The 15906-nt window shown below is 73.2% G+C and carries 16 protein-coding genes; 8 read left to right on the top strand and 8 right to left on the bottom strand.

The window, feature by feature from the left end; genetic code table 11:
- Positions 1–157: 157 nt before the first annotated feature.
- Both ACFYS8_RS19400 and ACFYS8_RS19395 read left to right on the top strand, forming a co-directional pair.
- Positions 158–946, top strand: coding sequence for a helical backbone metal receptor (locus ACFYS8_RS19400; RefSeq protein ID WP_387642724.1), 789 nt, complete (start codon positions 158–160; stop codon positions 944–946).
- An 85-nt stretch (positions 947–1031) separates the two neighbouring features.
- Entirely contained in the window at positions 1032–2126 is a 1095-nt protein-coding gene (locus tag ACFYS8_RS19395; RefSeq protein ID WP_387642723.1) for a serine hydrolase domain-containing protein, read from the top strand.
- An 18-nt stretch (positions 2127–2144) separates the two neighbouring features.
- Here ACFYS8_RS19395 and ACFYS8_RS19390 read toward each other — a convergent pair whose 3' ends face one another.
- Positions 2145–2807: a (2Fe-2S)-binding protein gene (locus ACFYS8_RS19390; protein ID WP_387642722.1), complete on the bottom strand. Its 663-nt coding sequence runs from the start codon at positions 2805–2807 to the stop codon at positions 2145–2147.
- 114 nt (positions 2808–2921) lie between these two features.
- Between ACFYS8_RS19390 and ACFYS8_RS19385 the strand changes: the two genes are divergently transcribed.
- Both ACFYS8_RS19385 and ACFYS8_RS19380 read left to right on the top strand, forming a co-directional pair.
- The gene (locus ACFYS8_RS19385) at positions 2922–3893 is read left to right on the top strand and encodes an aldo/keto reductase (protein ID WP_387643032.1); all 972 of its coding nucleotides are present in this window, start codon (positions 2922–2924) and stop codon (positions 3891–3893) included.
- A gap of 69 nt (positions 3894–3962) precedes the next feature.
- A complete protein-coding gene (locus ACFYS8_RS19380) occupies positions 3963–4706 on the top strand; it encodes an SOS response-associated peptidase (RefSeq protein ID WP_387642721.1) in 744 nt (247 codons plus the stop codon).
- A 7-nt stretch (positions 4707–4713) separates the two neighbouring features.
- On the opposite strand, the gene ACFYS8_RS19375 is transcribed toward ACFYS8_RS19380, so the two are convergent.
- On the bottom strand, positions 4714–4914 hold the full coding sequence (locus tag ACFYS8_RS19375) for a hypothetical protein (RefSeq protein ID WP_387642720.1): 201 nt from the start codon (positions 4912–4914) through the stop codon (positions 4714–4716).
- Positions 4915–4964: 50 nt separating this feature from the next.
- The gene (locus ACFYS8_RS19370; RefSeq protein ID WP_387642719.1) at positions 4965–5753 is read right to left on the bottom strand and encodes a phytanoyl-CoA dioxygenase family protein; all 789 of its coding nucleotides are present in this window, start codon (positions 5751–5753) and stop codon (positions 4965–4967) included.
- 102 nt (positions 5754–5855) lie between these two features.
- Between ACFYS8_RS19370 and ACFYS8_RS19365 the strand changes: the two genes are divergently transcribed.
- From ACFYS8_RS19365 to ACFYS8_RS19355, 3 genes are all read left to right on the top strand, one after another.
- Positions 5856–7124, top strand: a complete 1269-nt coding sequence (locus tag ACFYS8_RS19365; protein WP_387642718.1) for an ADP-ribosylglycohydrolase family protein — start codon at positions 5856–5858, stop codon at positions 7122–7124.
- Positions 7125–7183: 59 nt separating this feature from the next.
- Complete coding sequence (locus tag ACFYS8_RS19360; RefSeq protein ID WP_387642717.1) at positions 7184–7876, top strand: HAD family hydrolase; 693 nt, start codon at positions 7184–7186, stop codon at positions 7874–7876.
- A 100-nt stretch (positions 7877–7976) separates the two neighbouring features.
- Positions 7977–8645 (top strand): endonuclease, encoded by a 669-nt coding sequence (locus ACFYS8_RS19355; RefSeq protein ID WP_387642716.1) that lies wholly within the window; start codon positions 7977–7979, stop codon positions 8643–8645.
- 82 nt (positions 8646–8727) lie between these two features.
- Here ACFYS8_RS19355 and ACFYS8_RS19350 read toward each other — a convergent pair whose 3' ends face one another.
- The 4 genes from ACFYS8_RS19350 to ACFYS8_RS19335 form a co-directional block, all read right to left on the bottom strand.
- Positions 8728–8895: a hypothetical protein gene (locus ACFYS8_RS19350; RefSeq protein ID WP_387642715.1), complete on the bottom strand. Its 168-nt coding sequence runs from the start codon at positions 8893–8895 to the stop codon at positions 8728–8730.
- A gap of 30 nt (positions 8896–8925) precedes the next feature.
- On the bottom strand, positions 8926–11094 hold the full coding sequence (locus tag ACFYS8_RS19345; protein ID WP_387642714.1) for an MMPL family transporter: 2169 nt from the start codon (positions 11092–11094) through the stop codon (positions 8926–8928).
- Between the two features lie 140 nt (positions 11095–11234).
- Positions 11235–11624: a DUF302 domain-containing protein gene (locus ACFYS8_RS19340; protein WP_387642713.1), complete on the bottom strand. Its 390-nt coding sequence runs from the start codon at positions 11622–11624 to the stop codon at positions 11235–11237.
- Positions 11625–11784: 160 nt separating this feature from the next.
- Positions 11785–12735, bottom strand: coding sequence for a cytochrome c oxidase assembly protein (locus ACFYS8_RS19335; protein ID WP_387642712.1), 951 nt, complete (start codon positions 12733–12735; stop codon positions 11785–11787).
- Positions 12736–12952: 217 nt separating this feature from the next.
- Here ACFYS8_RS19335 and ACFYS8_RS19330 point away from each other — a divergent pair, with 217 nt between their 5' ends.
- Positions 12953–14260 carry an FtsW/RodA/SpoVE family cell cycle protein gene (locus ACFYS8_RS19330; protein ID WP_387642711.1) on the top strand — a complete coding sequence of 436 codons (1308 nt, stop codon included), beginning with the start codon at positions 12953–12955 and terminating at the stop codon, positions 14258–14260.
- Positions 14261–14375: 115 nt separating this feature from the next.
- On the opposite strand, the gene ACFYS8_RS19325 is transcribed toward ACFYS8_RS19330, so the two are convergent.
- Positions 14376–15764, bottom strand: coding sequence for an FAD-dependent oxidoreductase (locus ACFYS8_RS19325; protein ID WP_387642710.1), 1389 nt, complete (start codon positions 15762–15764; stop codon positions 14376–14378).
- Positions 15765–15906: the final 142 nt, after the last annotated feature.

Raw genomic sequence — 15906 nt, 5'->3', positions numbered from 1 at the left:
CTGCGAATGTCCACCCCGGATCACCGGGGCGAGCCCCACGCTAGGTCAGCCGCCGGGGGTCCGCCCCCGCAGTGCGCCGATGAACGTACGTATGCGTTCCATCGGCCCTGGCCCGGGCGCCCGGAGGATGGAAATACGGGGCGGTAACGTGGCATTCATGGGCGCGGAGCGGGAGTTGACGGACGACGAGGGTGAACCGGTGCGGCTCGGGGAGGTGCACCGGGTCGTCTCACTGGTCCCCTCGCTCACCGAGGCGGTGGCCGCCACCGCCCCCGGCCTGCTGATCGGCGCCACCGACTGGTGCACCCACCCCGTCGACCTCGACGTGGCCCGGATCGGCGGCACCAAGAACCCGGACGTGGCTCGGATCCTCGCGCTGCGCCCCGACCTGGTGATCGCCAACGAGGAGGAGAACCGCGCCCCCGACCTCGCCGCACTGCGCGCGGCCGGGGCGGCGGTGTGGACGACCCGGATCCGCGACCTCGACCAGGCGCTGGCGTCGCTGCGCCGCCTGCTGGTCGACGCCTGCCAACTCCCGGAGCCCCACTGGCTGTTGTCCGCACAACAAGCATGGGCCGACCTCGCGCCGCCGAAGGTTCCGGTGCCCGCGCTGGTGCCGATCTGGCGCCGGCCGTGGATGGTACTCGGCGCGGACACCTTCGCCGCCGACCTGCTCCGACGCCTCGGCGTCACCGCCGTGACGGCGGGCCACCCGGGCCGCTACCCCCGCGTCCCGCTCCCCGAACTCCTGGACGCGGGAGCCGAGTTGCTCGTCCTCCCCGACGAGCCCTACCGCTTCACCGCCACCGACGGCCCCGACGCGTTCCCCGCCCTCCCGTACGCGTTGCTGAGCGGCCGCCATCTCACCTGGTACGGCCCGTCGTTGGCCGAGGCACCCGCCGTCCTCACCGCACAACTCGCCGCCAGAAAATTGCCCGGACGGTGATGTAGAGATCCGGCCGGCGGCCCCGACTGTCGGGTGAACGGCGCCCGCGAGCGCCGCAGCCGAGAACCGAGAAGGAATGACCGTCATGCAGCAGCTCGTTCAGCAGACCATCGACGAACTGGTGGAGTCCGGAGAGGAGTTGGGGATCCAGGTAGCCGTGTACCGGAACGGCGAACTGGTGGTGGACGCGGTGGCGGGCGTCGCCGATCCGGACACCGGCCGGCCGGTGGCCTCGGACACCCCGTTCTTCAGCGCCTCCACCGGCAAGGGGGTGGCGGCGACCGTCGTGCACGTCCTCGCGGAGCGCGGCGCCCTCGCCTACGACACGCCGATCGTCGAGCTCTGGCCGGAGTTCGGCGCCCATGGCAAGGAGAAGGCGACCGTCCGCCACGCGCTGACCCACTCGCTGGGCGTCCCGGCCGTGCCGGCCGACCTCACGGTGCGCGACCTCGCCGACTGGGACGCCATGTGCGCCCTGATCGCCGACTCCGCGCCCTGGTGGGAGCCCGGCACCGGCACCGGCTACCACGCGGTGACCTGGGGCTACGTGATCGGCGAACTGGTCCGCCGGGCCACCGGCCGGACGATCTCGCAGGTGCTCCGGCAGGAGGTGGCCGAGCCGCTGGGCGTCGCCGACGAGCTGTACTTCGGCGTCCCCGAGTCCGAACTCGGCCGCCTCGCCCGGCTGGTGGACGCGCCGGGCGCCGCCGAGATGATGGCCGCGATGCCCGCCGACCTGCCCCTGTTCAAGGCCACCCCGCCCGCCCTCACCCCCAGCGCGGCCTACGGCAACAACCCCGCCGTGCTCACCTCCGACATCCCCTCGGGCGGCACGATGTCCGCCCGCGCGGTGGCCCGGATGTACGCCGCCCTGCTCACCGAGGTGGACGGCGTCCGCCTGGTCCCCGACGCCCGCCTGCGCGAACTCAGCGCCCTCGCCACCGCCGAGACCGACCGCATGGTCGGCTTCCCCACCCCCCGCGCCCTCGGCTACAACCTCGGCCGCCCCGGAGCCGACCCGCAGCAGACCCTGTCCGTCTTCGGCATGCCCGGCATGGGCGGCAGCGCGGCCTGGGCCGACACCGCGACCGGCATCGCGTTCGCTCTCACCAGGAACCGCTTCTTCCCCGGCCCGGCCACCGCGGTCGAGCGGATCGGCGCCCTGATCAGCACCGATTGAGTCACCGGAACTGCCCGGTCAGCGGCGGGACTTCGGCACCCGGGTGAACACGCAGTCCCCGCACAGCCCACCCGAGGGCGTCCGGTAGTAGAGGCAGCAGGACGCTCGGCGGAACGCGAGCGGGCGGTCCGGCGGGGTGGCGGTACCGGTCGCGGCCAGGTCGGGAAACGCGAGGAGCGCGCGGGCCAGCGCGGTAGCGGGCGCGGTGGCGAGCCGGCGGGCCGCGCCGACCAGCGCGGAGGCGGCGTTGCCCGCCAACAGGCCGGCGGCGAGCGGGGTGAGGGCGCGGACGGCGTCGGCGAGCGGGTGCAGGTGGCGGTCCATCACCAGCTCGTGCAGCGCGGCCGGTGTCGCCTCCGGTCCGGGCGCCGCGGGCAGCCACAGGTCGAACGGCCCCTGCGGCGGAAGCGTGAAGCGGGCACCGTCCAGATCGGGCAGCCGCCCGGTGGTGACGGCCGTACCGAGGGCCACCGACCAGAGCCGGGCCGCCAGGCCCAGGTGCGCGGTGGACGCGGCGACCCGCACCTCGTCCGTACCAAGCACCCGCCCGACCTCGGCGACCCGTCCCGCCAACGGCCCGTCCGCCGCCGACAGTTCACGCAACGGCCGGAACCCGGCGGGCGGCGGGCCGGCCAGCGTCGCGAAGTACGGGCCCAGGGCGGACAGCGGCGGAACGGTCATGCCGCGAGAGTCTAGTTCGGACCCGACCGGGCCCCGGAAAACGCGTGGCGTCCGGCGGCCCCGCCACCTATCGTCGCGCACGGCGTGATCACCCGCACGGAGGAGGAACGGCGAATGCGGTACCGGCAGTTGGGGCGCAGCGGGGTCGAGGTGTCGGAGGTCGGCTTCGGGGCGTGGGGGATCGGCGCGGAGGGCTGGATCGGCGCGCAGGAGGACGAGTCGCTGGCGGCGCTGCACCGGGCGATCGACCTGGGGGTGAACTTCATCGACACCGCCCGCGGCTACGGCGAGAGCGAGCGGCTGGTCGGCCGGGTGGTGCGGGAGCGCGCCGCGGCCGGGCAGCAGGTACGGGTGGCCACCAAGGTCCCGCCGCTGAACCGCCAGTGGCCCGCCCGCACCGGGGTGGACCCGGCGGAGACGTTCCCGGGCGCGCACATCCGGGAGAGCGTCCAGACCTCGCTGCGGGCCAGTGGCCTGGAGCGGTTCGACCTGGTGCAGTTCCACGTCTGGCACGACGAGTGGCTCGGCCGCGGCGACTGGCTGGAGACCGTCGCCGAGCTGAAGAGCGAAGGATCGATCGGCCTGTTCGGCGTCTCCATCAACGACCACGAGCCGCACAGCGCCGTCGAGTTGGTGCGCAGCGGCATGGTCGACGCGGTGCAGGTGATCTTCAACATCTTCGACCAGTCGCCGCTGGACGAGCTGTTCCCGGCCTGCCGGGAGCACGGCGTCGGCGTGATCGTCCGGGTCGCGCTGGACGAGGGCGGGCTGACCGGCCGGCTGAACGCCGACACGGTGTTCCCGGAGGGCGACTTCCGGCGGCGCTACTTCCGCGGCGAGCGGCTGGCGGAGGTCGAGCGCCGGGCCGCCGCGATCGCCGCCGACCTGGGCATCGAGGCGGACGGACTGGCGGAGTCGGCGCTGCGCTTCGTGCTGAGCGAGCCCGCCGTGTCCACGGTGATCCCCGGAATGCGCTCGGTGCGCAACGTCGAGCGCAACGCCGCCGTCGGCGACGGAGTGCCGCTCGGCGAGGGCGAGTTGAAGGTGCTGGCCGGGCACCGCTGGGACCGGAACTTCTACTCCTGAGGCTCCCGAGCCGTCCGGCGGCGCGTGGGGTGCGTGCGGTTGTCGGGGTTCGGTGGCAGGGTGGGGCGCATGTGCGGTCGCTTCGTCTCCACCACCGAGCCCGGTGACTTGGTCGCCCTGCTCAATGTCGCGCGCTGGAACCCCACCGAGGCGCTCGCGCCGAGCTGGAACGTCGCGCCGACCGACCCAGTCCCGGCGGTGCTGGAGCGGGTGGACCACGACACCGGCGAGGTGGTCCGCCAGCTGCGCACGCTGCGCTGGGGCCTGGTCCCGTCCTGGGCGAAGGACCGCTCCGGCGCGGCCCGGCTGATCAACGCCCGCTCGGAGACGGTCGACCAGAAGCCGTCCTTCCGCAAGGCGTTCGCCGCCCGGCGCTGCGTGATCCCCGCCGACGGCTACTACGAGTGGCGTCCCGTCCCGGCCGGCGACGGCCGCAAGGCGTACAAGCAGCCGTACTTCCTGAGCACCGGCGAACTGATGCTGATGGCCGGGCTGTACGAGTTCTGGCGGGACGCGAGCCTGCCGGAGGACGACCCGGCGGCCTGGCTGGCGACGGCGACCATCCTGACCACCGACGCCACCGACAGCGCGGGGCGGGTGCACGACCGGATGCCGCTCACCATCTCCCGCCAGGACCTGGGCAGTTGGCTCGACCCGGCACACAGCGACCGGGCCGACCTGCACCACCTGCTGCACCAACCCGCCGACGGCAACATCCTGGTCCGGGCGGTCCCCACGGCCGTCAACCGGGTCACCGAGAACGGCCCCCAGCTGCTCGCCGAGACCCCCGACCCGCTGGGGATCGCCGACTGACGCAGCGTCAATCCAGGTCGCCCGAGCTGTTGTTGCGGCGCTGCTCGATCCGTCGGCGCCGCGCGTCCCGCCGGACGAACTCGCCCGCGCCGAGCGTCGCCCGCGCCACCATGCGGACCCAGCCGGGCCCGCCGCGTTCCGCCCACACCACACAGCCGCAGCCACCCACCACCAACAGCAGCACGACCACCAGCACCACGCCGATCACGGCTTCCCCTTCCCGCGGACCTGCTCCGATCATCGCAGGCGGGGACGGCGTTACGCCTGACCCAGTCCGAGCCTGACGGCGCGCTCCACCGGCGAGTACGCCCCGTCGGCGCGCTCCAGCACCAGGTCTTCCGTCGACAGCAGCGCCGGCTGGGCGAGGAAGCGCGGCTCGGTGCCGTGGTGCGGCTGCGCGGCGTGGATCAGGAACGGGTGGCACAGGTACACGTCCCCCGCCCGTCCGGTGGCCAGCGCGGTCTTGCGCTCCGGGTGGTCCAGCAGCCCGGCCCGGTCGAGTTCCGCGCAGAACGAGAACATCTCCACGCCCTGGTCCCCGGCGGGCTCCAGCAGGCGCGGCAGGTCCAGGTGCGAGCCGACCTTGATCCGGGTCGGTGCGCTCGCCTCGTCCACGTCGGAGAGCAGGAACAGCATCAGCAGCGACCGGCCGCGCGAGACCAGGTTGAGCCAATAGCCCTGCTCGCCGTCCGGGGTGAAGCTCGCGTCCATGTGCCAGCCGGCGTCGCCCGGATCGTCCGGGTGCGGGAAGCGGATCGGGAAGCTGCCCAGCCACGGCTGCGGCTTCCAGCGGCCCTCGCCGACCAGCTGGTCGAACGCCCCGTGCAGGCGCTCGGAGGTCGCGGCCCGCCGGAACGGCTCCTGCCCGTACCCCTCCAGGCGCACCACCGGCCGCGTCCAGCCCGCCGGATCGTCCGGGTCCAGGCCCATCTCCCGCCACAGGAACTCCCGGCACTCGGCGGCCAGTTCGGGCGAGAACGCACCCTCCAACCGGACGAAGCCGTCCGTGACGAAACCCTCGATCTGCTGCTCGGAAAGGACACCCATGGCAGCGGATTCTCGGCCGGTCCACCCGGCGCCGCAAACCAATTACTCTCCACCGGTGCGGACTTGACGAGCCGGTGCTCCGCACGCTTCGGTGGGAGCCATATGACCACCCCTGCCCCGCACACCGGCCCCGCGTTCGACGCCCTCCAAGGCCTGTCCGTCGGCGACGCCCTCGGCGCCCAGTTCTTCGTCCCCAAGACCGCCCGCGCCCACTTCGCCGCCGGCACCGTCCCGCCCGGCCCCTGGCCGTGGACCGACGACACCGAGATGGCCTGCTCGGTGTACGCCGCGCAGACCGAACGCGGCGCCATCGACAGCTACGACCTCACCCACGCCTTCGCGTACCGCCACGACTTCGACCGCGGCTACGGACCCGCCGCGAACCGCCTGCTGCGGCTGATCCGGGAAGGCGGCGACGCCCGCCGCCTGGCCGCCGAACTCTTCGACGGCCAGGGCTCGTTCGGCAACGGCGCCGCCATGCGGGTGGCCCCGCTCGGCGCCGCGTACGCCGACGACCCGGCCGCCGCCGTCCGGCCCGCCGCCGACACCGCGGTGATCACCCACACCCACCCGGACGCGGTGGACGGGGCGATCGCGGTGGCGGTCGCCGCCGCCCACGCGGTGCGCCGGCGCACCCGCAGCTGCTCCCCGGAACGCTTCCTGTCCGCCGTCGCCGACCTCACCCCCGACGGCCCCGTCCGCCGCGCCCTGTACCAGGCCCGGCAACTGCTCGACCGCGCCGACGCCCGCGAGGTCGCGGCCGTGCTCGGCAACGGCAGCCGCACCAGCGCCCTCGACACCGTCCCGTTCGCGCTCTGGTGCGCCGCCCGGTGGCTCGACGACTACCCGACGGCCGTCCGTTCGGCGATCGGCGCCGGCGGCGACATGGACACCGTCGCCGCGATCACCGGCGGCGTGGTCGCCGCCCGCACCGGCACTGCGGGCATCCCGGCCGCCTGGCTGGCGGCCCGCGAACCGCTGCCCGCCTGGGCGTTCCCCGCCCCCGGCAGCATCCCGCCCGCGCTGCCGCACCTCACCCCGATGCGGCTGCCCCGGCCCTACCCCGTCCCGGACCGGATGTTCTTCGCCGAGGAGCAGTGGAACCGCTACCGGGCTGGCTACCGGGCGGCACGCTGGGTGGCCCGCGCCGACGAAGGCGTCCTGCACCTGCACTTCGCCGTCTCCGGGGACGAGGTCGCCGCCATCCGCGTCGCCCCGTCCGGCGGCGGCCAGCGCGCCGTCTCCGCCGAGGTCGAGGCGCACCCGTCGTACTACAACGGGGCCGGTTTCTCCGGCGCCCTGCTGTCCACCGTCATGGAGCTGGAAGGCCACCTCCAGACCAGGGGCCCCCTGCCGCCGGGCCCCTGGTGACGGCCCGTCGGCCCGCCGGATAGGGTGACGGTCCAGGTGGAACGGTGGAGGAGTGGCGGATGCGCATCGAGGCGGTGCTGTTCGACCTCGACGGCACCCTGATGGACCACGACGGCGCGGCCGAGGCCGCCGTGCTGGCCGGCGCCGCCGCTGAACTCCCCGGACGCCCGCTGGACCGCGACGGGCTGCTGCGGTTCTGGCGCGAGCTGGAACGACGCGAGTACGACCGTTACCTGGCAGGCGAGTTGACGGTGCAGCAGCAGCGCAGGAGCCGTGCGATCGGCCTGGCCCGGCACCTCGGGCTGGGGGAGTGGTCGGACGAGCGGGCCGACGCCTGGTTCGCCGGATTCCTCCGCAGGTACCGGCGCTCCTGGCGGGCGTTCCCCGAAGTGCCGCGCGCCGTCCGCGAGTTGGGGTCGGTCCGGCAGCTCGGCGTGATCACCAACGGCGAGGGCGACATCCAGCGCGACAAGCTGCGCGCCGTCGGCCTCGGCGCCCTGGCCGCGCACACCACCGCCTCCGGCGAGGCGGGCTGCGCCAAGCCCGACCCGGCGATCTTCCACCTGGCCTGCCGCGCCCTCGGCGTCGCCCCCGAGCGCGCCGCGTACGTCGGGGACCGGCTGGACGTGGACGCGCAGGCCGCCACCGAGGCCGGACTGCTCGGCATCTGGCTGGAACGCGAGCCCACCGGCGCGGACGTCACCGTCCCCCGGGTGCGCACGCTCACCGAGGTCGCCGCACTGCTGGGCTGAACCCTGTGCGGCGTGGCTCCGGGCCGCCCGGGCCCCCCTCCGCGTAGCGTCGGCCCGGAGGGCTGACTGTTCGTCAGCGAAGCGATCCAGGGAGGCCGGTATGGACGCGCGGCAACGAGTGACGGCACTGGTGGCGGAGGCGGGGACCACATTCGCCGAACAGGCGGGCATCGAAATCGCCGACCGGCCCGCCGAACTGTGGCAGCTGCTGATGCTCAGCAACCTGGTCTCGGCCCGCATCCAGGCCGAGATCGCCGTCACCGGCACGGCCTCCCTGGTCGCCGCCGGCGCCGGCACCCCCGCCGGCACGCTGGAACTCGACTGGCAGCAGCGCAAGGACGCGCTGATCGCCGGCCGCTACCAGCACTTCGCCGACGGCACCGCGACCCGGCTCGGCGAATGCGCCCGGCTCGCCCAGGGCGAATACGGCGGCGACCTGCGCAAACTCGCCACCGCCGCCCAGGGGCGCCCCGAGCGCACCCGGGCCCTGCTGCAACGTTTCCCCGGCATCGGCCCGGCCGGCGCCGCCGCGTTCTGCCGCGAGGCCCAGGCGGTCTGGCCCCACCTCCGCCCCGCCCTCGACGCCCGCGCCACCGTGGGCGCCGAACGCCTCGGCCTCCCCACCGACCCCGCCGAACTCGCCACCCTGATCGACCCCGCCGACCTCCACCGCCTCGCCGACGCCCTGGTCCGCGCCGCCCTCGACCCCGCCATGGCCGCCCGCGTCCTCGCCGCCTCCCCCGACACCACCGAGCCCGCCGCCGTCTGACCCTGGGCGGGAACGCCGAGCGCCCCCGCCCTGACGGTGGGCGGGGGCGCGGTTCGGGGGAATCAGCGGCCGAAGGCGGGGCTCAGCGGCCGAAGATGCGGCTCAGCCAGGAGCCGGAGGCGGCCTTGTCGGCCGGGGTGCAGGAGCAGCGCTGGGACTTGGGGATTCCGGCGAGGACCTGCTCGACGTGCATGCCGCAGCCGGCGTAGGAGGGCTTGTTGCAGGTCTTGCAGGTGGTACGACGGCACATGGGGGTGGGTCCTTTCGGGGGAGGGGGGTGTCAGGAGTGCGAGAAGGGGATGTTGGGGAGGACGCGGTCCAGCCAGCGGGGGGTGTGCCAGGCGGCGCGGCCGGTCAGGCGGAGCAGGACGGGCAGCAGCACCAGGCGGACCAGGGCGGCGTCCAGCAGCACGGCGACGCCGAGCACGATGCCCATCTCCTTGGGCGGCAGCGGGCCGGAGATGGCGAAGGTGAAGAACACCGCGACCATCACGGCGGCCGCCGCGAAGATCACCCGGCCGGAGTGGGCCAGTGCGCCGACCATCGCCTTGCGCGGGTCGCCGGTGCGCTCGTACTGCTCCTTGGCGGAGGCCAGCAGGAAGACCGTGTAGTCCATCGCGATCGCGAAGATCATCGCGAAGAAGAACACCGGTGCCCAGCCGTCCAGGAAGCCCTGCGGGGTGAAGCCCAGCAGTCCGGAGCCGTGGCCGTCCTGGAAGACCAGCCGGGCGACGCCGAACGCCGCGCCGGTGGACAGCAGGCTGGCGGCGGTGCCGAGCGCCGCGATCAGCGGGGCGCGCAGCGCGAACAGCAGCAGGACGAAGCCGAGCACCATCACGACGCCGATGACCAGCGGGGTCTTCTCGGTCAGCAGGTGCTGCAGGTCGAGGTTCTCCACCGCCGCGCCGCCGACCAGGGTGTGGTCGGGCAGTTCGGCGCGCAGCGTGTTCACGGTGTGGCCCAGCTGCGGGTCGGACGGGTCGACGGACGGGACGGCCTGGATCATCGACAGGTTGGTGCCGTCGGCGGCGGGCATCGCGGGCATCACACCGGCGATTCCGGGGGTGCCGGCGACGGTCTGCGCGGTGGCGGCGGCCTGGTCGGTGGGGGTGAGGATCTGCAGGGTGCCGGGGGCGCCGGCGCCGAACGCCTCCTGGACGGCGGTGTAGCCGGCCCGGGCGCTGGCGTCGCCGGGCAGCACGTTGATGGACGGCATCGCGGTGCGCAGGCCGATCACCGGCGCGGCCAGTGCCAGCAGCGCGACCAGGGCGAGCGCGCCCCAGCGCAGCGGCTGCTTCCACAGCCGCTCGCCCCAGGCGGCGAACCGCGGCGAGGTCTGCGCCTCACGCTTGGCCCACGGCAGCGAGACGGCGTCGACGCGGTGGCCCAGCTTGCCGAGGACGGCGGGCAGCAGGGTCAGGGTGGCGCCCAGCACGAACAGCACGGCCAGCATGATGCCGCCGGCCATCGAGCGGAACGCGGGGGACGGGACCAGCATCACGGCGGACAGGCTGACCAGCACGGTGGCGCCGGAGAGCAGCACGGCCTTGCCGGCGGTGTCCATGGTCTCCGCGACCGCCCGTGAACTGTCGCTTCCGCGTTCGGAGTTGGCGCGTGCGGCGCGGAACCGGACGACCAGGAACAGGGCGTAGTCGATGCCCAGCGCGAGGGCGAACATCATGGCGAAGTTCATCGCCCAGATGGAGACCGGGAACAGGTGGCTGATCAGCACCAGCGAACCGGCCGAGGCGGCGAGGCCCGCCATGGTCAGCAGCAGCGGCAGTCCGGCGGCGACCAGCGAGCCGAACGCCAGCACCAGGATGGCCAGGGTGACCGGCCAGGACATGATCTCGGACTTCATCATCGCGTCGTGGTTGGCGGTGTTGAAGTCGCTCCACAGCACGGACGCGCCGGTCGCGGTGACGTCCACGCCGTTCCCGGACAGTTCGCGCAGCGGTTCCTTCAGGTCGTCGGCGGCGCGCACCATGTCGTCCGGCGAGGCGTTGGCGCCGGCCAGCAGCACGGCGGTGCGGCCGTCCTGGCTGATCGTCGCACCGGGCTGCGGCGGGACGACGGTGGAGATCCGGGAGTCGGCGGAGGCCAGCGTGGTGGCCCGGTCGACCACCTGCTGCACGCCGGGGTCGGTCACCGGGCGGTCGGCGTGCACCACGATCTGGATCGCGGAGGAGGCGTTGCCCGCGAAGTGCTCCTCGGCGAGGGTGCGGACCTTCACCGAGTCGGAGCCGTTGGCCTGCCAGCCCGCGCCGGAGAGCGCGGTGGTGACCTTCGGGGCGAACGCGCCGAGGCCGATCACGATGATCAGCCAGCCGACCAGCACGGTCTTGAAGTGGTGGACGGACCAGACGCCGAGGCGGCCGAGCAGCCCGTCCTTGGGCGGGGCGACGGCGGGGGGCGCGGAGGCGGCCGGCGCGGGGGCGGAGCGGTTCACAGGTGCTTCTCCAAGCGGGCGGGGGGTCCGCCGAATCAAGGGTAATACCTAGGGGGGTATATGCGGGGGCAGGCGGGGGCCAGGTGCACATACGTGGGGAGGCGGGGGGCGTGGGGGCGCCCCCTGCCGAGGTTTTGGCGTCAGGCCTTCAGTGCGGCCAGCGCGGCGCGCAGCTTGGCGGCGGCCTCGTCGGCCACCTCGCCGAGCTCGGGACGGCCGGTGAACTGCACCATCAGCTGCGGGTCCATGGCCTCGACCAGGATGCCGCCGCCGATGTCGCGCAGCACCACGTTGCACGGCATCATCAGGCCGACCCGGCGGTCGACCTCCAGGGCGCGGTGCGCGAACGGCGGGTTGCAGGCGCCGAGGATCAGGTAGTCCTCCATCCCGACGCCGAGCTTGGCCTGCATGGTGGCCGTCATGTCGATCTCGGTGAGGATGCCGAAGCCCTGCGCGGCGAGGGCCGCGCGGACCCGGTCGGCCGCGTCCTTGAACGGGCCGTTCAGGATGGCGGTGAAGTCGTCGGTCATGTCGCCGAGCCTCTCTGGTCAGTGCCGCGGTTTGTCCGTGTTGTGGGGCTTCGATACCCCCGAGGGTATTTCAGCGTACGTCGGTTGCAACCCGAGGGGTGGGAGGCGCATTCCCGGGCGCGCCGGGTGAGCTGCGTCTCACCCGGCCGCCGGGCGGCGATCAGCGGCCGTAGCGGTGGCGCAGGTTGGGGTCGTCCAGCCACCACGGGCGGTCGCCCGCCTCGGCCTCGCCGGTCTCGACGGCCACGGTCCGGGCCTGTTCGGCGGCGTCCAGTGCGGCGTCCACCGCGGCGGTCTCGGTGCGGCCGGTGACGATCAGGCGGCGGATCAGGGCGACCAGGAAGGGCAGACCGACCACGTCGCCGAGGATCCAGATCGCGTTGCCGCCGACGAACTGGTCGCGGGCCAGTGACGGGCCCCAGTCGCGGGCCACGCCCGCGTAGTACGGTTCGGCGATCACGTGGCCGCCGTACAGCAGCACCAGGGCCAGCGCCGCGTCGAAGATCACCTCGACGAAGCTGATCACCACGCCGATCATCAGCGGATACTCGCGCGCCACCGGGTCCAGCTGCAGGCGCGGCCAGAAGTACAGCAGGCCGAGCAGGACGAGCACCAGGTGGAAGCCGATGTTCCCGGCCGTGCTGGTCAGCGTCTCGGTGTACCAGGGCGTGAAGTACAGCAGCCACGGCGGCACGATCAGCAGCACCGTGGACACCAGCGGGAACATCAGCACCCGGGACGTCCGGCCGCCGAGCACGCCCCGCAGCCGCTCCCGGCCGGCCGCCGACAGGGTGTCGGCCAGCAGCGAGACGGGGGCGCCGAGCGCCAGCAGCAGCGGGACCAGCATCAGCAGCAGCACCAACTGCACGGCGCGGTCGGTGAACAGCACCCGCTCGTACACACCGAGGCCGGAACTGGTGGTCCACACCCACACCGCCAGCCCGCCGAGGAACGCCGCCGTGCGGTACCACGGCCAGCCGCCGCGCCGCCGGACGCCCACCAGGTAGCTGCCGGCCAGCAGCACGGTCAGGGCGGCGACCGCCGGTTCCAGGGTCCAGGTGTCGGCCAGCGCCGACCAGTGCCAGGGCGCGACGGCCGCGGGGTGGGACATGGCGGTGGCTCTCCTTGCTCTCGCTCTCGGCCGCGGCGCCCGGCGGGCGGAACCGGAGCGGGATGCCCGGCGTCGTCGCAGCGCCGGGTCCGTGCAAGGATCCGGCATTGAAGTTCTACACGCCTGTAGAAAAAACTGAGAGGGGGGCCGGGTGGGACGCGCGATACGGAGCGCCGGCAGCCGCGCTGCCACGCGCCGCCGGAACATCGAACTCGGCATGCTGGCACTCGCGGTGACGGTCTGCCTGGTCGGCTGGTGCACCGCGAACCTGGCCCTCCGCGGCACCCTCCCGCCCGGCCTGCTGCCCTACGGCGCGGGACTGACCGCCCTCGCCGCCGTCCTGCACCTCGTCGTGCGACGCTTCGCCCCCTACGCCGACCCGTTGATCCTCGCGCTGGCGGTGCTGCTCACCGGCTTCGGCCTGGTCCTGCTCGACCGCCTCGACTACTCGTACGCGATCTGGCACGCCCAGAAGGGCGACTGGCAGAAGATCCCCGCCGCGCCCAGCCAGGTGCAGTGGACGGTGATCGCCATGGTGGTGGCCGGCGTGCTGCTGGCCGTGGTCAAGCACCACCGACTGTTCCAGAAGTACGTCTACCTGATCATGGCGGGCGCGCTCGTCCTGCTGGCCGCGCCCGCGTTCTTCCCCGGCGACAGCTTCGGCGCCAAGCGCTGGATCCGGCTCGGCGGCCTCTCCTTCGAACCCGACGAGTTCGTCAAGGTCGCCATCGCGGTGTTCTTCGCCGGCTACCTGACCGCCAACCGGGACGCGCTCGCACTCACCGGCCGCAAGGTCTGGGGCGTCAACCTGCCGCGCGGCCGCAACCTCGGGCCGGTACTGGCGATCTGGGCGGTCAGCCTGCTGGTGCTGATCTTCGAACGCGACCTCGGCACCTCGCTGATCTTCTTCGGGGTGTTCGTGGTGATGCTCTACACCGCCACCGAACGCACCGGCTGGGTACTGATCGGCCTGCTCATGGCTGCCGCCGGCGCGTCCGTGGTCGGCGACCTGGAACCGCACGTGCACGGCCGCGTCGAGGCCTGGCTGCACCCGCTCGACTACTACAAGGAGCACCACGACCCCGCGCTCATCTCCGACCAACCCGCACAGGCGATGTTCAGCCTCGGCAGCGGCCACCTCCTGGGCACCGGCCTGGGCCAGGGCAAACCCTTCCTGATCGGGTTCGCCGGGCGCAGCGACTTCATCTTCACCACCATCGGCGAAGAACTCGGCCTGGCCGGCGCCATGGCCGTCCTGCTGGTCTACGGCCTCTTCGTCCAGCGCGCCCTGCGCACCGCGATCGCCCTCACGGACCCGTTCGGCAAACTCCTCGCCACCGGCCTGGCCTCCGCGGTCGTCCTCCAGGTCTTCGTGGTGGTCGGCGGCGTCACCGGCCTGATACCCCTCACCGGCAAGGCCCTGCCGTTCCTCGCCGCAGGCGGCTCCTCACTGACGGCGAACTGGCTGCTCACGGCCTTGCTGATCAAGCTCTCCGACGCGGCCGGCCGAGCACAACTGGCGTAAGCCAGGGGCGCGGGGAACTGCGCGAAACGGAAGGACCGGACCGCAAGATCGCGACGCACGACAATGACTTGCACGTGCTGGCGACCTCACGGACCGGTCTGCGCTCGTCGCGCGGCTACTGCGGGTTGCGCTCCGAAACCCGGTCGCTCGCCGAGGCGTCCAGCATCGCGACCCGGTCCACCACCTTCACCCGTTCGCGGCCCGAGGCAGCGCCGAGGGCCTTCTCGTGGGCGTCGAGCCGCTGCCACCCCTCCCAGGTGGTGAAGTCGACGCCGCGCGAGCGCAGGAAGTCGACGACGGCGTCCTCGGCGGGCTCGGCAGCCGGCCGCAGGGAGCCGGAGGCGTGGTCGGCGACCAGGCAGGCGATGGTCTCGTTGGCGTCGCCCTTGGTGTGGCCGATCAGGCCGACGGGGCCGCGCTTGACCCAGCCGGTGACGTAGACGGACGGCAGGTGGGTGCCGTTCTCGTGGACGCGGCCGGCGGCGTGCGGGACCGTCGAGGAGAGGGCGTCGAACGGCAGCTTCGGCAGCTCGTCGGAGCGGTAGCCGACCGCGCGGTAGACCGCCTGGACGGGCCACTCGCGGAAGGTGCCGGTGCCGACCGTGTTGCCGGTGCCGTCGAGCGCGGTGCGTTCGGTGCGCAGGGCGACGACCCGGCCGTCCTCGCCGAGGACCTCGACGGGGTTCTCGAAGAAGTGCAGGTGGATGCGGTGCGGCCGGTCGCCGATGTCGCGGATCGCCCAGTTCTCGAGTGTCGAGGCGACCATGTCGGCCTGCTTGTTGGCGCGCCGGGTGGCGATCGAGGCGTCGTCGTAGTCGATGTCCTCGGGGTCGACGATCACCTCGATGGTGGGGGAGTGGTCGAGTTCGCGGAGTTCCATCGGGGAGAACTTGGCCTGCGCGGGGCCGCGCCGTCCGAACACGTGGACCTCGACGGCACGGTTGGCGGAGAGGCCGTCGTAGACGTTCGGCGGGATCTCGGTGGGCAGCAGTTCGTCCGCGGTCTTGGCGAGCACCCGGGCGACGTCCAGGGCGACGTTGCCGACGCCGAGGACGGCGACCTGTTCGGCCTCCAGCGGCCACTCGCGCGGGACTTCGGGGTGGCCGTCGTACCAGGAGACGAAGTCCGCGGCGCCGTAGGAGCCGTCGAGTTCGATGCCCGGTATCGCCAGGTCGCGGTCGGCCTCGGCGCCGGTGGCGAAGACCAGGGCGTCGTAGAAGCGGTGGAGTTCGTCGAGGGAGAGGTCGCCGGGGTAGTCGACGTTGCCGAGCAGGCGGACCTGCGGCTTGTCGAGGACCTGGTGGAGGGCCGTGACGATGCCCTTGATCCGCGGGTGGTCGGGGGCGACGCCGTAGCGGATCAGGCCGAAGGGGGCGGGCAGCCGCTCGATCAGGTCGATGGACACGCCGGGGGCGGTGGCCAGTTCGGACTTCAGCAGGGCGTCGGCGGCGTAGATCCCGGCGGGGCCGGCACCGACGATGGCCACCCGGACGGGGCGGGACATGGGCAGGTACTCCTGTTCGGCTCTGGGCGCGTACCGCCAGCCTTCCGGCGTGCGGGCGCGCCCGGTACGGTGCTTCGGCTTATGTGGTCATAAGTCGAAGCTATGTCTCCCCAAAGTTCTGCCTATGCAGCGCCTCTGTGCC

It is taken from the genome of Kitasatospora sp. NPDC004615, from assembly GCF_042873545.1.
Classification (GTDB): domain Bacteria; phylum Actinomycetota; class Actinomycetes; order Streptomycetales; family Streptomycetaceae; genus Kitasatospora.
This window is presented reverse-complemented; position numbering and strand designations above follow the sequence as displayed.

Bases quoted from the DNA above. Each gene is read 5' to 3' on its own strand.
- ACFYS8_RS19385 (WP_387643032.1), top strand. From the start codon at position 2,922: ATGCGGTACCGGCAGTTGGGGCGCAGCGGGGTCGAGGTGTCGGAGGTC.
- ACFYS8_RS19340 (WP_387642713.1), bottom strand. From the start codon at position 11,624: ATGACCGACGACTTCACCGCCATCCTGAACGGCCCGTTCAAGGACGCG.
- ACFYS8_RS19400 (WP_387642724.1), top strand. From the start codon at position 158: ATGGGCGCGGAGCGGGAGTTGACGGACGACGAGGGTGAACCGGTGCGG.
- ACFYS8_RS19325 (WP_387642710.1), bottom strand. From the start codon at position 15,764: ATGTCCCGCCCCGTCCGGGTGGCCATCGTCGGTGCCGGCCCCGCCGGG.
- ACFYS8_RS19330 (WP_387642711.1), top strand. From the start codon at position 12,953: ATGCTGGCACTCGCGGTGACGGTCTGCCTGGTCGGCTGGTGCACCGCG.
- ACFYS8_RS19360 (WP_387642717.1), top strand. From the start codon at position 7,184: ATGCGCATCGAGGCGGTGCTGTTCGACCTCGACGGCACCCTGATGGAC.
- ACFYS8_RS19365 (WP_387642718.1), top strand. From the start codon at position 5,856: ATGACCACCCCTGCCCCGCACACCGGCCCCGCGTTCGACGCCCTCCAA.
- ACFYS8_RS19390 (WP_387642722.1), bottom strand. From the start codon at position 2,807: ATGACCGTTCCGCCGCTGTCCGCCCTGGGCCCGTACTTCGCGACGCTG.
- ACFYS8_RS19350 (WP_387642715.1), bottom strand. From the start codon at position 8,895: ATGTGCCGTCGTACCACCTGCAAGACCTGCAACAAGCCCTCCTACGCC.
- ACFYS8_RS19395 (WP_387642723.1), top strand. From the start codon at position 1,032: ATGCAGCAGCTCGTTCAGCAGACCATCGACGAACTGGTGGAGTCCGGA.
- ACFYS8_RS19335 (WP_387642712.1), bottom strand. From the start codon at position 12,735: ATGTCCCACCCCGCGGCCGTCGCGCCCTGGCACTGGTCGGCGCTGGCC.
- ACFYS8_RS19370 (WP_387642719.1), bottom strand. From the start codon at position 5,753: ATGGGTGTCCTTTCCGAGCAGCAGATCGAGGGTTTCGTCACGGACGGC.
- ACFYS8_RS19355 (WP_387642716.1), top strand. From the start codon at position 7,977: ATGGACGCGCGGCAACGAGTGACGGCACTGGTGGCGGAGGCGGGGACC.
- ACFYS8_RS19380 (WP_387642721.1), top strand. From the start codon at position 3,963: ATGTGCGGTCGCTTCGTCTCCACCACCGAGCCCGGTGACTTGGTCGCC.